This is a genomic window from Nocardiopsis sp. TSRI0078, from assembly GCF_001905145.1.
Lineage (GTDB): Bacteria > Actinomycetota > Actinomycetes > Streptosporangiales > Streptosporangiaceae > Nocardiopsis.
This window is the reverse complement of the sequence record NZ_LWLB01000013.1, coordinates 24,276-39,844: the sequence shown is the minus strand read 5'-3', so window position 1 is coordinate 39,844 and position 15,569 is coordinate 24,276. Positions and strand designations below refer to the sequence as shown.

Below are 15,569 nucleotides of genomic sequence, written 5' to 3'. Positions count from 1 at the left end.
GCCCCTTTCCGCGTCCCGCCGCGGGGGCTCAGTCCTCGGCGTCCTCGGCGATGGCCAGCTGCACCTCCACCGGATCGCGGCGCGAGATCCACAGGGCGCGGCCCGGAGGCATCGTCCGCGCCCGGATGTTGCCGAACAGCATGCCCTCGGAGGGCGGGGCGGACAGCATGATGCTGGGCGTGTTGGAGTCGATGAGCGACCGGATGACGGGGTCGGAGGAGGCCCGGCTGAAACCGCCCGCGGCGTGCACGAGCACCACGTGCATGCCGATCTCCGCGCCCTGGCTGAGCATCGGCAGGAGCGGGGCCAGCGGGTTGGGCCCGCTGCCGGAGACCATCTCGAAGTCGTCGATGACGATGAACAGCTCGGGGCCGGTCCACCAGTCGCGCTTGCGGATGCGGTCGGGGGTGATGTCGGGTCCGGGCAGGCGCGCCTTCATGGCCTGCGCGGCGGCGGCCATCATCTCCTTGACGTTCTCGCCCGACACCGCGTAGCCCAGCTGCATCTCCTTGGGTACGGCGTCGTAGAGCTGGCGGCGCTGGTCGGCGAGGACGACCCGGGCGGTGGTCGGACCGTAGTGGCTGCGGATCGCGTTGGTGATGTGGCGCAGCAGGGTCGTCTTGCCGGTCTCGGTGTCGCCGACCACGAGCAGGTGCGGTGTGACGCCGAAGTCGTGCCAGAACGGCTGCATCCGACGGCTCTCCAGGCCCAGGGGCACCTTCAGGCCGCCCGCCTTGGTGAGCCTGGAGCCGGGCAGCTCGTTGGCGCGCAGCAGCGGGGGCAGCGTGCGCACCGGCGGGGCGGGCGGTCCGGTCCAGGCCGCGCGCACGCGGTCGATGAGCTCGGTCATGCCCGCGGACAGCGAGACCGAGTCGGCGTTGCCGTCGGCACGGGGCAGGCCGGTGAGGAGGTGGTGCTTGGTGTCGGTGATGCCGCGCCCGGGCACGCGGGGCACGGTCTGCGCCGCGCGCATGTGGACCATGGAGTCGACGGGGTCGCCCATCCTCAGTTCGAAGCGGGTGCCCATCAGGTCTCGGACACCGGTGTGGAAATCGGCCCAGCGCGGGGAGGCGACCACGATGTGCAGTCCGTAGTTGAGGCCGCGCTGCACGAGTTGGACGATGGGCCCGACCAGGTCCGCGTAGTCCTGGCGGATGGTGCCCCAGCCGTCGATGACGAAGAAGACGTCGCCGTAGGGCTCGTCGGCGAACTCCCCGGCGGCGCGGCGCCTGCGGTAGGTGCCCATGGAGTCGATGCCGTGCTCGGCGAAGAACGTCTCGCGCCGGGTGAGCAGCTCGTTCATCTCCATGACGGTGCGGGTGATGCGCCGCTCGTCGGTACGCGTGACGACGCTGCCCACATGCGGCAGGTCCTTGAGCGAGGTCAGCACGCCGCCGCCGCAGTCGATCCCGTAGAACTGGACCTGGGCGGGGGTGTTGCACACCGCCAGGGTGAGGATGAGCGTGGCCAGCATGGTGCTCTTGCCGCTCTGGGGGCCGCCGGCGATGCCGACGTGTCCGCCGGCCCCGGTCAGGTCGGCGACCAGCGGCAGGCGCTTGTGCTCGAAGGGCCGGTCGATGATCCCCAGCGGCACGCGCAGGGTGGTCCCCTTGTTCCGCCAGGCCAGACCGCCCGCGGGCAGGCGGATGTCGACCATGGCGAGCAGCTCGTCCACGAGCGGCGGCACCTCCAGCGGGGGCAGCCACACCTCGCGGGCCGCCGGACCGAGGCCGTCCATCCGCGCCAGCGCCGTCGCGAGGAGGGACTCGCCGCTCTCCTCCTCCTGGGCCTCGGGCCGCTCGGGTTCGGGGGCGTTCGCGGCCACGGGGGTGTCGGAGAAGAGCACCACCTCGCCGCCGACCGTGTTCCTGCGGGCGGCACGGCGCTTGACCCGGTAGGGACCGGAGACGTAGGCGGCCTTGAAGCGGGTGAGGGTCTCGGTGTCGGTCTTGAGGTAGCCGTTGCCGGGGGAGGAGGGGAGCTGGTGGGCGTCGGGGACGCCGAGCACACCGCGGCTCTCGATGGCGGAGAAGGTGCGCAGCGCGATCCGGTAGGACAGATGGCCCTCCAGCTGGTGCATGCGACCCTCGTCCAGGCGCTGGGAGGCCAGCAGGAGGTGGACGCCGAGGCTGCGGCCCAGGCGCCCGATCATCACGAACAGGTCCATGAAGTCGCGGTGGGCGGCGAGCAGCTCGCTGAACTCGTCGACGACCACGAACAGCGTGGGCATCGGCTCCATGTCCGGGTTGGTCTCGCGGGCCCTCTCGTACTCCAGGGCCGAACTGAAGTTGCCCGCGGCCCGCAGCTGCTCCTGGCGGCGGACCAGCTCGCCGTGCAGGGCGTCCTGCATGCGGTCCACCAGGATGGCCTCGTCCGCCAGGTTGGTGATGAGCGCGGAGGTGTGCCGCAGCTTGTCGAGGCCGATGAAGGTGGCGCCGCCCTTGAAGTCGACGAGCACGAAGTTGAGGGTCTCGGAGGAGTGGGTCAGGGCCAGGCCGAGCACCAGGGTGCGCAGCAGCTCGCTCTTGCCCGAGCCGGTGGCGCCGATGAGCATGCCGTGCGGGCCCATGCCGCCCAGCGCCGATTCCTTGAGGTCCAGCTCCAGCGGCGCTCCGTCCGCGTTCATGCCGATGGGCACGCGCAGCCGGTCCTTCTCGTGCAGCTCGCTCCACATGCGCTCGGAGTCGTGCCGGTGCAGGTCGGAGATGCCCAGGAGCGTGGTCAGCTCGAAGTCGGTGGTGAGCGGCTCGGTGACCTCGACGACCATGCCGATCCGGTAGGGCGAGAGCAGGCGGGCCAGGGAGGTGGCGCGGGGAAGGCTCAGGGAGTCGGGCCTGCCCAGCACCTCCTCGGTGTCGCGGCCGCTGTGGTCGCGCGAGAGCATCACCAGGCGCTCGGACTCCACCCGCAGGGCCAGGGTGTAGGGGTCGTCCTCGGGGGGCATCGGGTCGGCGACGTCGATGACGACGGCGTTGCGGTAGCCTCCGCCCAGCATGCGCGACCCCGGGGGGATGCGCCCGCCGTCCACGACGATGACGGTGAAGGGCTCCTCGCGGCTGGGGGCGGCGGTGGGGTCGAAGCGGGGGCGGTCGGCCAGGTCCGCGACGAGCTGTTCGAGCTCCATCGCGTCCGTGCACAGCAGCCGGGCCTGGCCCGCGCCGTCGCGCGCGGTGGGGTGCTGGCTGTGGGGCAGCCACTTGGCCCACGACCACAGGGGCAGGGACTCGGCGGAGGCGCACACGGCGACGCGCAGCTCGTCGTGGGCGTGGAAGACGGTGAGCTGGCCGAGGAGGGCGCGGACGAGGCCGCGGCCGGCGTCCAGGTCGCCGCGCATGGTGATGCGGGAGTATCCGCGCAGGTAGATCTGGACCGGCTGGTCCTCGACGGTTCCGTAGGCGCGGATGAAGCGGCGCAGCGCGTGGGCGCTGAGGGGTTCGAGGTCCTCCACCGGCTTGGAGGAGACCGGGGAGATGGCCATGGACAGTGCCTGCTCGCCCACGGCCATGCGCGCCTCGGCGAAGTCGTCGTCTGTGCCCCGCCGCTCCCACAGCCGGGAGGTGCGCACGATCGACCACAGGGCGTCCGGGTGGGGCGCCCGCCACAGCATCGCGTCGCGCTGCTCGGTGACCACTCCCCGCAGGCGGGTGCGCATCTGCTTGAGGTAGCGCAGGTAGTCGCGGCGGTCGTCGTTGAGCTGGCGGCGGCGTTCCAGCATGGTGCGCAGGTACTGGCCGCCGAGCATGACCACGGCGCCCACGAGCATCATCCCGCCCGCCAGGTAGGGCATGACGGAGCTGCCTCCCCCTCCCGTCGCGCCGGGACGGATGAACAGCAGGACCATCGCCATCGAGGTCATGGCCATCGGCAGGTAGGTGAACACCGCCGAAACGTTGGCCTGCGCCTCGGGCAGCTCCGGGGGCTCCTGGAGGCTGACCTCGCCTGAGGGCAGGTCCGGCCCGGGACGCCGCGGAGGGCGGCGGACGAGGATCGTACTCACGGGGCGGGGGCCTCCCTTGCAGGCAACAACGGGGAGCGGTCCGGAAACCCGGACCGCAACCGGTATCCAGACCCGGACGCCGGAAGCAGAACACTACTATTGCCAATCAAAGTGACAGATACCAAAATTTAAAACAACACACCTCCAAAATGGGCCGTCGGAGTGTTACCGTCACTTCCGCTCCTGTCACGACCCCGCCTCATGATGGGCCCCACCGGATGAACGATGTCGCCTCCCCGGACCTGTGCCGACTGCTGATCCGCGCCCCCGGGCGCTCCTTCGAGATCGCGGCGCCCACCGAGGTCCCCCTCTCCGAGATCCTTCCCACCCTCGTGCTCTACGCCGAGGGCGACAACGGCGAGGACCTGGACGAGAGCGGCCTGGAGCACGACGGATGGGTCCTCCAGCAACTGGGCGACGAACCCCTGGAGGAGGACGAGACCCTCCGCTCCCTGGGACTCTGCCACGGCGAGACCCTCTACCTGCGCCCCCGCCGCGACCAGCTGCCGCCGGTGCACTTCGACGACCTGACCGACGGCGTCGCGACCGGCATGGGCGAGCGCTCCGACAGGTGGCGCCCCGAGTCCACGCGCGTCCTGCTCCAGGCGCTGGGCCTGGTCGTGCTGTTCACCGGCCTGGCCGTCCTGGTCAGCGGCGGCACCGGACTCCTGACCGCGGTGTCCGCCGCGTGCTCCGCGATCCTCATGCTGCTGTCGGCCTGGGCGGCCTCGCGCGCCATGGGCGACCTGACCGCCGCCACCGGCCTGGCCGCGGCGGCCACCCTGTACATGGCGGTGGCCGGGGCGTCCGTGCCCTCCGGCGACCCCGGAACCGTCCTGACCGGAGCGCGCGTGCTCACGGGTGCCGTGACCGCTGCGGGGGCCAGCGTGCTCGGACTGGCGGTGGTGGCGGGCTCCGTGCCCTTCTTCGCCGGCCTGTTCACCGCCGAGGTGCTGTGCGCGCTGGGCGCGCTGGCCCTGATGTTCGTCCCCGGCGCCGTGGCCCCGGCCGTGGCGGGGATGGTGGCTCTCATCGCGCTGCTCCTGGGCACGTTCGCCCCCCAGCTGGCCTTCCGCCTCTCCGGCCTGAAGCTGCCGCCGCTGCCCTCCAACCCCGATCAGCTCCAGGAGGGCATCGAGCCCTACCCGGCGCGCGGGGTCCTGGACCGCGCCGCGCTGGCCGACCGGTTCCAGACCGCCCTGTACGCGTCCACCGGCGCCGTCCTGGCGGCCTGCCTGGTCGTGCTCGCCGCCTCCCCCGGGTGGGTGCCGGTCACGCTGTGCGTGGTGGTGTCGCTGGTGATGCTGCTCCAGTCACGCGGGCTGGCCGGGGCCTGGCAGCGGTCGTTCGTGGTCGCACCGCCCTGGATCGGACTGACGGCGCTGGTGCTGACCCTGGTGTGGACGGCCGAGCCCCTGCCCCGAACACTCGCGATGGCGGGCCTGTTCGCCGCCTCCGCGATCCTGGCGGTGGTGTCGTGGAACCTGCCGGGAACGCGCCCCCTGCCCCACTGGGGCCGGGCCGCCGAGATCATCCAGTCGCTGCTGACGGTGGCCATCGTGCCCCTGGTCCTGGCCGGTTTCGGCGTGTTCTCGCTCCTGCGCGGAATCGGCGGCTGACATGCAGTCACGTCGCGACAGGGTGATGGCCCACAACTTCACCGTGGGCCGGCTGGGCACGGCCATGCTGGAGGGCGACCCCGACGCGGTCGACGCCCCCATGCGCCGCACCCGCACCGGCACCTACATCGGCGTCGCGATCGCCGCGGTGCTGTGCATCGGCTTCCTCGTGTTCGGCCTCATCTTCCCCGGGAGCGCGACCAGCTGGCGCCAGGAGGGGCGGCTGATCGTGGACCGCGGCACCGGGGCCTCCTACCTCTACTCCTCCGGGGTGCTGCGCCCCGTGGACAACAACGCCTCGGCCCGCCTGATCCAGGGCGCCGACGCCGCCGTGAGCCTGGTCTCGGCCAGGTCCCTGGAGGGCGTCCCCGTGGGCGGACCCGTGGGCATCGCCGGCGCGCCCGACGCCCTGCCCACGGAAGCGGGACTGGAGGAGTCGGTCTGGCGGGTGTGCGCGCTGCTGCCCGAGGACGCGGAGGGGGAGCGCGGCCGCACGGCCCTGGTGGTCGGCGACGCCCCCGCGCCCGTCTCACCCTCCGCGGAGCAGGCGGTCCTGGTCTCCGGTCCGGACGGCGCCCCGCACCTGCTGTGGAACGGCACCCGCCTGCGCCTGGACGAGGAGGGCGGCGCGGTTCAGGCCCTCGGCTACGGGACCAGCGACGCCCTGCCCGTCACCTCCGCGTTCCTCAACACCGTGCCCACGGGCCCGGACCTGACCGCGCCGGAGGTCCCGGGCGCCGGCGAGGACGCGGGCGCGTCGGCGGGCGAGCCCCGGCGCGTGGGACAGGTGTTCGCCGTGTCCGCCGCCGAGCAGGACGTCCAGCACTACCTGCTCACCCGGGACGGCCTGGTGCCGCTCACCACGACGCAGGCGCTGCTGCTGCTCGCCGACCCCGACGTCTCCGGCGCCGCCTACCCCGACAGTCCTCCCGAGGCGCTGCCCCTGCCCGCGGGAGAGGCGCACGCCCGGCTGGCCGAGGGCTCCGGTCCGCGGGAGGACCGGCACCCGGCGTCCCCTCCGACCCTGGTCGGAACCGGTTCGAGCGTTCCGTGCCTGCGACTGGACCCCGACGGCTCGCTGTCGCTGACCATGGACGACCCCGCCGGGGTGGAGGCGTGGCCGGTGCAGGAGCAGCCCGGGATCGTCCCGGGATGCCCGACCCCCGACCTGGTCGGCATCGCCTCCGGCCGGGGAGCCGTCGCCGCGGCCCAGCCCGTGGGCGGCGGAGGAGCCTCCACCACCCACTACCTCGTCACCGACAGCGCGGCGAAGTACCCGGTGCTCGACGACGCCGCCCTGGCCGCGCTCGGCTACCAGACCGGCCAGGCCGTTCCGGTCCCGACCTCCCTCCTGAGGCTGCTTCCCTCCGGGCCGGTGCTCGACCCGGAGGCGGCCGCCCTCCCCCTGGCGCCCCCGCACACCGCCGAGGACGCCGGTTGCCCCTGATGGAACGAACAGAGGAGACCCTGTGAACCAGAGGACAAGGACCACAGACGAGGCCGAGCGCATCGCCCAGGACGCGATGACCGAGGCCCACGGCAACTGCGACACCATCTACACCAACGTGGACAGCACGCGCGACAGGCTGCGCATGTCCTGGCAGGGCGCGGCCTCCAACAAGTACAGCGAGGCGATCACCGGCTGGCTGGATGAGCTGCGGCTCATCACCAACGACATGAACCGGATGATCGACACCTTCGGCGGCACCGTCCACGCCATGCACGCCACCGAGGACGCGGCCATCATCACCGGTTCGCGGTGGATGAGCGAGCTGAACCCGAACCAGCCCGGCTGAGGCCGAGCAGCCGTTCCCCACCCCCACAAGCCCCTCTCCGGAAGGCGAGTCCATGACCATCAACGGTTTCGACGTCAGCTACGCCTACGTCGACGAGGCCACCAGCGAGCTGCGCACCCAGACGAAGGCCGTGCAGGACCAGATCGAGTCGCTCGACTCCCAGATGCAGGTGGTCAAGGCGGACCTCGACGGTGCCATGGCCGCGGAGTACGACCGCAAGGTCGCGTCCTGGCGGGCCAACGTCGCCGACATGCAGCTCCTGCTGGGCAAGGCCGAGGCGGCCCTGAACGAGATCCGCAACAACTACGCCTCCACCGACGGGCGCGAGGCCATGAACTGGCAGGCCCTGCTGTAGTCCGCCTCCCCTCCCAGGGGCGGGCGCGACCCACCACTCCCCTCGGCGCGCCCGCCCCGCCCCACCCCCGACGATCCAGACGAACGACCGCCCTGCGGGCGGTGAGGAGGTCCTGACGTGGAGCCCCCCCTCTTCGACTTCCGTGCTGCCCTCTCCGGAGAGGAGCCGGACCCGACCGACCCCGAGGAGGACACCACCCTCCAGGAGCAGGGCACCGACACGAACCGGTCGGAGTCCGCACCGGTCAGTGTGGACCTGGCCAGCGGGCTGCTCCTTCTCCGGCACGGAGCCTCCTCGGTCGAGGTGGACACCGCCACCCAGGAGGCGGTGCTCGACCCGGGCGACTCCGAGGTGACCGTCGGCGACGACGGTGTCATGCTCCTCGGCGCGCGGCGGGACGGGGACAGCGCCTCCTCGCTCCTGTTCGACGGCGAGGCACGGCACACCGTCGCGGTGGCCTCCCCCGAGTCCGGGGACATCTCCGGCCAGGAGGTCCACCGGGGCGAAACACCCGACCCGGCGGTCCGGGGGGAGCCGGCCACGCTCCTCGAACAGCAGGCCCGGGGGGAGCCGACCACGCTCCTCGAACGACAGAACGTCTCCGCCGGGGTGCCCTCCGAGGAGACGGCCCTACTCGAAGGCGAGACGACCCTCCCCGAGACCGTGCCGACGGAGCCCGCCGTGCTCGCGGAGCCGCCGGCGACCACGGCGGTCGAGCCCGGGGAGCTGCTGGAGCCGTCGACCCCCCAGGTCACCGAGGCCATGGAACCGGTCTCCGGTGTGGAGCCCATCTCCGCCGACGCCGACGACCCCGAGTTCGGGGAACTGCTGGAGCCGTCGACCCCCCAGGTCACCGAGGTCACGGAACCCGTCTCCGGTGTGGAGCCCATCTCCGCCGACGCCGACGACCCCGCCTTCGAGACCGCCTCCGAGATCGACGGGGCGCCGGTCGTGACCCTCGACCCCGACACGGGCGTCACCACCGTCGAGGCGGGCGAGCTCAGGTTCGTCCTGGATCCCGGCACCGGCACGATCAGCATCGAACCCGGTGACAGGGACGTGCCCCTCGACCCCGAGGCGGCGCCGGTCACGGTCGAGGCCGGGCACCTGAGCCTGACCATCGATCCGTCCGAGGGCACCGTCGGGATCGAGACGACCGGCCCGGGCGACGGCGACGAGGCCCTCCCCACCACGATCGAGATCGGCGACCTGCGGCTCACCCTGGACCCCGAGACCGGCGAGGTCTCCTTCGACCCCGGTGACGGGAACGTGGAGGTCGACCCCGAGACCGGCCTGATCACCGTCTCCGAGAAGGACGGGGACGGCGAGGACGGCGACGAGGAGTCAGGCCAGGACCGCGAGGACGGCGGCGGAAGGACCGACCAGGACGGCCAGTCCGGCGACGAGGAGCAGGCCGGAGGTGGCAGGACCGGCGGCGGGGACACCGAGGTCGAGAGCACACCCGGTGAGGAGGGCTCCTCCGACCACGGGGAGAACCACCACCCCGACCGCTCCGGCGGACCCGACCCGGTCGGTGGCGGAGCACACGGCGTTCCTGTGGGCACCACCCCGCCTCCGGTGAGGGGAGGCGCTCCCCAGGAGGAGCAGGGCGCCTCCGACGAGGAGCAGGTGCCCGGGGAACCGGTCCAGGTGACCGAGCCCCCCGTGCAGGAACCGAGCGACACCCAGGCCGGGGACACGTCGACCCCCGAACCGACCGAACTCATAGAACCCCCCGTCGAGGAACCGAGCGACACCCCCGCCGAGCCCATCGCAGCGGTCCCGGACGAACTCCGCACCGAACCGACTCTCGGTACCGCCGAAGAACCAAGCGACACCCCCGGCGAACCCACCGAAGCGACCTCGGACGAACTCCGCACCGAACCCACCGAAGTGACCGACCAGCCCGCGGTGACCTCCTCCGGCGCCCCCGACGACGACTCCGAAACGGGCACCCCAGAGGACGAGGGCACGAGCAGGGCCCGGACCGAGGCTCAGGGCGACGACGAGGACGAAGAGAACGAAGAAGAGGAAGACGGGGACGAGGAAACCCGGGAGGACGAGGAAGAGGAGGACGGGGGGAACGGCAACGGTCAGGGCGAAGACAACGGGAACGACAACGGGCGGGTCGGGAACGGCAAGGGTGATGAGGGCACCAAGATCGATCTCGACAGGATCAGGGATTTCCGCGAGAAGATCGTGACCCCCCTCCGCGAAGAGGTCGATGCCCAGCTCACGGAGTTCTCGGTGTACGAGGGGGTTGGCGGAAGCAAGGGAAGCGGCTACCACCGGCTCGGCAACCCCGAGGGGCTTCCGATAGCCGGAAGGCTCGCGGGGAAGATCGACACCTCGATGGGAAACATCTACCAGTTCCTCAGTGACCTGCAGCTGGAGCTGACCGAGATCGAGGACAGGCTCTCGGAGAACCTCATCGCCTTCGTCGACCTCGAGGACGAGCAGAGCCTCACGGCCCAGGAGATCCACAACCTGATCGGCTCGGGCACGGGTGGCACGTCCAGCTCGGGCGGTTATGGCAACGGCTACGCCAACGGCAACGGCAACAACGAGGACGAAGACGAGGAAAACAGCGAGTCCTAAGCCTGAAGCTCGATACACCGGGGGAGGTCAGTATGCCCGAAGAAGTTCCTGAAAAACAGCTGCACGAGATCATGAACATCTTCGCCAACAACGGCGGAGAAGACTACGGTCCCATGGAACCCATCAGCAAGGTGACCGAACCTCGGTGGGTGGACGGCGGCCGCTACCACTTCCACGAGGACACCAAGCCCTTCATCGGTTTCGAATGGGGCGACACGGACCGCTGGTGGAGTTACAAGGACTACTACACCGCATACATGTCCGGCTATGGGGGTTATTCCTACTCCTACGAGACCTACGGCATCGACTACGCCGGCTACGACATGCAGGACCACCTGTGGGAGGACGCCAACAGCCAGCAGAACAAGTTCCGCCAGCAGCTGCTCAACCTGTCGTCCATGGCCGACTACGAGACGTACAAGATGGTGTCCGACCACTGGGACCTCAAGCGGCTCCAGGACACCATCGACAGACTGGACGGCCTGTACAAGGCGCTGACCCCCTACATCGGAGGGGACGAGGGCGGCAGCCTGAACAAACTGTGGAAGGAGATCGACACCCCGGACGGGCCCATGACGGGTTCGGCCGCGTCGGCATACCAGTACCGCCTCAAGGACCTCGCGTACCGTCTGACCCAGATCCACGACAAGATCCCCGACTTCAAAAAGGAGTTGGAAAAGATCAGGCCGGATCTGAAGACCAACACGTATAAACTCTCCCAAAGCGCCAATAATGCCATCAACACGTACGGGGGTACCATCAAGGACGTACTCGACAAGTGGTATTTCAACACCGCTGCGGGGACGGAGAGGTTCGTCGAAGCACGCGATCAGTTCGACATCCGGATCGTTGCCGCCGGAACCGGCGACGACGGGACGCCCCAGGGGGAAGTACGCGGCATCGTCGGTGACGACATCACCGACAGCAACGTCAACAACACCCTCTACAAGATGTTCCGGGACCACTACAAGACCGTCTACGACGCGGCGAACACGCTGTACACACAGATGGTCAACGATTACTCCGATATCCACACGGCGCTGCAGTCCATCCGTCCTCCCCGGCCGCTCCCGACGGAGACCCCCGGCAGCGTGGGGAGCAACGGTCCCAACAACAATCCCTTCGGCGACTTCGAATTCGACAATCCCTTCGAGAACTTCGAGTTCGACAACCCCTTCGAGAACTTCGAATTTCCACCGCCGCCGCCACCGCCGCCGCCGCACCTGGGATACAACGGCCCCGGAACCGGTGACGGCCTCGGCGACGGAGGGCCCGACCTCAACGAGGTCCTGACGCCCCCGCCTCCCCCGCCGGACCTCGGCCTCAACGGACCCACGGGCAATGGAAGCCCCGAAGTTGTCGACGGCCCCGCCCCCGGCATGAACGGCCCCCTCACGCCTCCCCCGGCCCCGCCCAACCTCGGCCTCAACGGACCCGGCTTCGACCAGGGCGCCAACAACGGCCCCGCCCCCGGCATGAACGGCCCCCTCACGCCTCCCCCGGCCCCGCCCAACCTCGGCCTCAACGGACCCGGCTTCGACCAGGGCGCCAACAACGGCCCCGCCCCCGGCATGAACGGCCCCCTCATGCCACCGCCGCCCCCGCCCAACCTCGGCCTCAACGGGCCGGGAAGCGGTCGTGGCGGCCCGGGGGGCTACAACGGTTCACTGGAGCGCGACCCGGCGACGGGCCTCCCCATCAACCCCGAAACCGGCCAACCCTTCCCCATCGACCCCGAGACCGGACTCCCCTTCAACCCCGTCACCGAACTGCCGATCAACTACGACCCCTCCACCGGCCAAGCCCTGCCCATCGACCCCGTCACCGGGGAACCGGTCGGCATCGATCCGCAGACCGGGCTGCCGACCGACTACGGGTACGGTGCGCGGCCCACGCCCGACCTGGGCCTCAACGGCCCCGGCACCTCGGACGACTACGGATACGGATTGCAGCCGCCGCTGCCGCCACCGGACCTGGGCCTCAACGGCCCCGGCTTCGGACCGGACACCGAGGTACCGATCAACCCGGTCACCGGTGAGCCCTACGTCATCGACCCGATCACCGGGCAGCCCTACCCGATCGACCCCGAGACCGGCGCACCGGTGACGGGCGGATTCGACATCCCGGACGGGCCGATCCCCGACACGCTGCCGCCGCTGCAGTCACCCGACGACGTGGGACTCAACTACGGAGGCCTCAGCCCCGGCCCCTACTCCGGCGACGGCCTCGGCGACGCCCCGGGCAGCTCTGACCGCTCCTCGCTCTTCACCACCCCTGACGGCGCCCAGTACCCGGCGGGAGGCGCCTCCGGTGCTCCCGGCGGACAGGGCGCCGCGGGCGGCGGTGTCGGCGGCGTGGGAGCACTGGGCGGCCAGCCCGGAGCGGGCTCCGGAGCGAGCGGTATGGGCGGTATGCCGATGATGCCGCCCATGATGGGCGGCGGTATGGGCAGCGGCGCGGGGGACAACAACCGCGACCGGCAGCGCTCCACCTGGCTCTCCGAGGACGAGAAGGTCTGGGGCACCGCGGCCGACGGGCAAAGATCCGCACTGGGACGTCCCGTCCCCGGTCAGAACAAGAAGGGAACACCCCGGCATGAGTTCGCCGATGCAACGCCAGATGGAAGAGGAACTGGCACAGCTTCACAGGACGATGGGCCGGCTGGCGGACGCAAACGCAAGCCTGGAGTCGGCAACCGAAGAGGTCATGGCCAAGAACAGGCTGGTGGGCGCGAAGGTGGACGCGACGGGGGAACTGGTTGAGCTGAAGTTCCACACCCAGGCCTACCGGGACATGGCCCCCACCGAGCTGGCCGCCGCCATCACGGAGGTGGTCAACAAGGCGCGGAGCCAGATGGCCGAGCGCGTCTCGGAGGCCTACGGCCCCTTCCTCCCTGAGGTGGCCGGCGCGGAGGAGGTCATGAACGGCGACCTCGACCCGCTCAAGCTGCTCGACCGGCTGGGCATCCCCTCCGACGACCCGAGGCAGTAGGCACCCCCACGACACCCACGGCTGAGGAGCAGGAGACGACCATGACGGACCGCGACGGCGGCCTCTTCGCCGACCCCGAGGGCCTGGCCAGGGACGGCTGGAAGATCCACGACACCGCCGAGTACACCTACGAACTCCGGCAGTGGCTGGACAACGAGCTGGACTCACTGGGCGACATCTGGGGCAGCGGCGACGAGTTCGCCAACGACATGGACAAGTCCCTGGGGGTCCTCAGGACCTCCATCAGCGAGTACATCGACTTCCTGGTCACCGCCCAGAAGGACCTGGCGGACTACACCGTGCAGATGGGCGGGAACTACGGACGCGCGGAGGGCGTGAACGAGGACATCGCCTCGGGCATCGACCCGGCGAACGGGTCCCGCCCCGGCGGCGGAGGACGCCGGTGACCCCTATCCCCACCTCTCCGCACGGCCGCTCCCGCGGCCGTGCGGTCCTCCCGAGAAGGAGTCCCGATGTCTGAGAACGCGCAGGCGCGCGACGCGGCCGACGACCGCCCCACACCGGCGTCCGAGTTCCAGTCGGTGCTCTCCGGTGGAGTGGGTGGCGCTGCCTCCAGCGAACCCGCGGGCTCTCCGGTACACGACCCGCCCGCTCCCCCTCCCGGGACCGCCGAGGGCGCGAAGGAGGCCGCGGCCGTTCCCCGGATCACGGGCGCCCTGAGCGAGTCCTCCGCACCGCGGGGCCAGGAGGAGGCCCTGGACCGCCCGGGCAAACCCGTCCTGGCGGGCGCCGCCATCGCGGGCCTGCTGATGGTCGCCGCTCCCTTCGCCATGACGGCGGGGGTGCCCGGGGTGACCCTGGAGTCGACCCCGCTCGCCTCGGGTGCGGGCGGTGTCGGCGGCCAGGCTCCCGGCACCGCCGAGGCGGACGCCTCGGGCGGCGGTGAGTCCGGGGTCGCCGCGGCACAGGCGGACGCGGGCACCGCACCCCAGCAGGGCTCCGCGCCCCAGGAGACCGGCTACATCCCCGAGGTGGTCGGGGACGGGTCCACGACCCCGACGATGCCCGACCCGGGCACCGGCGGCACGGGCGGGGAGAACCCGGTGGAGGCCGCCCCCGCCGCGCAGGAGGGCTCCGAGGCGGCGCCGGCGCCCACGGGCGAGTCCGCCGCCGAGGATCCCGCCGCCGAGGAGCCCGGTGCCGAGGCCGCGGTGTCCGGAGAGGGCATCGGGGAAGGAACCTCCGCTGACGGTGCCGGGGACGGGGCCGCTGCCGGGGACGGAGGCGGTGAAGCCGACGTGCCCTCCGGCGGGGACGGAACCGCCGCCGAGGCGTCGGCGGACGGGAACGGCGCGAACGCGCCCGCCGCGGACGCTGAGGCCGCCGGATCGGGGGGCGACGGAGAGGAGGGGACCGGAGCGAACCAGGAGGGCGGTGGCACGGCGGGCCAGGAGCAGGACGCCACTCTGGCCGACACCGCGGGGGACGGCTCCGGCGGTACGGCCGCCACGGGCGCCGAGGGCGCCGAAGGCGCCTCGGGCACCTCCTCCGAAGGCCAGGCCGCCGAGCCCCGGATGGCCGAGGGCCAGCACGGAGCGGACCCGCAACCCCCCTCCGAGGGAGGCGGCTCCGTCCTGGAGGACGCGGTCGCGACGACGGGAGCCTCCGAGGCCGAGCCCTTCCTCGCCGTCGCAGGACCCGGTTGCCAGGCCTCCCCCGGCGCCTCCTACACGAACGCGGGGCGCTGGGACAGCGCGGAGGGCACCTCCAGCTGGGCCACCCGGCCCGGCGGATACGCGCAGGAGGGCTGCGACGGCGGTTACGAGGCCCTTCCCGTCTCGGGCGACCCGGAGCGGGGCAACGGCCAGTACGCCGCGTGGACGTTCACCCCCGGGGAGGCGGGGGTCGTGTGCGAGCTCTACGTCCACGTGCCCGACGACGAGAGCCCGCTGTGGGTCTCCCCCGGGGAGGCCCGCTACCAGATCTTCTCCGGCCCCGCGGCCGAGGGGTCGGCCGTGGCGGTCTTCGGGTTCGACCAGGCACAGATCCGGGGCGGCTGGGTCCAGGTGACCGGGTTCACCTCCCCCACGGAGGAGTTCACCGTCCAGCTCACCAACGCGGGGGCCGACGCCCTCGCGGACCAGGAGCACACCAGCGCGCACGTGGCCGCATCGGCCGTGCGCGCGTCCTGTTCCTGACCACCACCGGCGGGGCGGTCCCGCGCCGCCCCGCCACCGACCCTCCCCCGACTT

The 15,569-nt window shown here is 71.5% G+C and carries 10 protein-coding genes; 9 read left to right on the top strand and 1 reads right to left on the bottom strand.

The features are described 5' to 3' along the window. Positions 1 to 28: 28 nt before the first annotated feature. Positions 29 to 3,997 carry a type VII secretion protein EccCa gene (gene eccCa, locus A6A08_RS12995; protein WP_073702854.1) on the bottom strand — a complete coding sequence of 1,323 codons (3,969 nt, stop codon included), beginning with the start codon at positions 3,995 to 3,997 and terminating at the stop codon, positions 29 to 31. 218 nt (positions 3,998 to 4,215) lie between these two features. Here eccCa and eccD point away from each other — a divergent pair, with 218 nt between their 5' ends. The 9 genes from eccD to A6A08_RS12950 all read left to right on the top strand — a co-directional run bounded on the left by eccD (position 4,216) and on the right by A6A08_RS12950 (position 15,515). Beyond that, the gene (gene eccD, locus A6A08_RS12990; protein ID WP_073702853.1) at positions 4,216 to 5,616 is read left to right on the top strand and encodes a type VII secretion integral membrane protein EccD; all 1,401 of its coding nucleotides are present in this window, start codon (positions 4,216 to 4,218) and stop codon (positions 5,614 to 5,616) included. Position 5,617: 1 nt separating this feature from the next. Next, positions 5,618 to 7,063, top strand: a complete 1,446-nt coding sequence (gene eccB, locus A6A08_RS12985) for a type VII secretion protein EccB (protein ID WP_073702852.1) — start codon at positions 5,618 to 5,620, stop codon at positions 7,061 to 7,063. A 22-nt stretch (positions 7,064 to 7,085) separates the two neighbouring features. Beyond that, the gene (locus tag A6A08_RS12980) at positions 7,086 to 7,412 is read left to right on the top strand and encodes a WXG100 family type VII secretion target (RefSeq protein ID WP_199866918.1); all 327 of its coding nucleotides are present in this window, start codon (positions 7,086 to 7,088) and stop codon (positions 7,410 to 7,412) included. 52 nt (positions 7,413 to 7,464) lie between these two features. Beyond that, positions 7,465 to 7,767, top strand: coding sequence for a WXG100 family type VII secretion target (locus A6A08_RS12975; protein ID WP_073702851.1), 303 nt, complete (start codon positions 7,465 to 7,467; stop codon positions 7,765 to 7,767). A 117-nt stretch (positions 7,768 to 7,884) separates the two neighbouring features. Beyond that, positions 7,885 to 10,365 (top strand): hypothetical protein, encoded by a 2,481-nt coding sequence (locus A6A08_RS12970; RefSeq protein WP_073702850.1) that lies wholly within the window; start codon positions 7,885 to 7,887, stop codon positions 10,363 to 10,365. Positions 10,366 to 10,397: 32 nt separating this feature from the next. Then, the gene (locus tag A6A08_RS27960; RefSeq protein ID WP_158069277.1) at positions 10,398 to 13,127 is read left to right on the top strand and encodes a hypothetical protein; all 2,730 of its coding nucleotides are present in this window, start codon (positions 10,398 to 10,400) and stop codon (positions 13,125 to 13,127) included. Continuing rightward, positions 13,018 to 13,356, top strand: coding sequence for a YbaB/EbfC family nucleoid-associated protein (locus tag A6A08_RS12960; protein ID WP_073702848.1), 339 nt, complete (start codon positions 13,018 to 13,020; stop codon positions 13,354 to 13,356). Before A6A08_RS27960 ends, A6A08_RS12960 begins: the two co-directional genes overlap by 110 nt. A 41-nt stretch (positions 13,357 to 13,397) precedes the next feature. Beyond that, positions 13,398 to 13,763, top strand: coding sequence for a hypothetical protein (locus A6A08_RS12955; RefSeq protein WP_073702847.1), 366 nt, complete (start codon positions 13,398 to 13,400; stop codon positions 13,761 to 13,763). A 66-nt stretch (positions 13,764 to 13,829) separates the two neighbouring features. Continuing rightward, entirely contained in the window at positions 13,830 to 15,515 is a 1,686-nt protein-coding gene (locus A6A08_RS12950) for a hypothetical protein (protein ID WP_073702846.1), read from the top strand. The last annotated feature ends 54 nt before the right edge of the window (positions 15,516 to 15,569 follow it).

Bases quoted from the DNA above. Each gene is read 5' to 3' on its own strand.
- A6A08_RS12955 (WP_073702847.1), top strand. From the start codon at position 13,398: ATGACGGACCGCGACGGCGGCCTCTTCGCCGACCCCGAGGGCCTGGCC.
- A6A08_RS12975 (WP_073702851.1), top strand. From the start codon at position 7,465: ATGACCATCAACGGTTTCGACGTCAGCTACGCCTACGTCGACGAGGCC.
- eccD (WP_073702853.1), top strand. From the start codon at position 4,216: ATGAACGATGTCGCCTCCCCGGACCTGTGCCGACTGCTGATCCGCGCC.
- A6A08_RS12960 (WP_073702848.1), top strand. From the start codon at position 13,018: ATGGGCCGGCTGGCGGACGCAAACGCAAGCCTGGAGTCGGCAACCGAA.
- eccB (WP_073702852.1), top strand. From the start codon at position 5,618: ATGCAGTCACGTCGCGACAGGGTGATGGCCCACAACTTCACCGTGGGC.
- A6A08_RS27960 (WP_158069277.1), top strand. From the start codon at position 10,398: ATGCCCGAAGAAGTTCCTGAAAAACAGCTGCACGAGATCATGAACATC.
- A6A08_RS12950 (WP_073702846.1), top strand. From the start codon at position 13,830: ATGTCTGAGAACGCGCAGGCGCGCGACGCGGCCGACGACCGCCCCACA.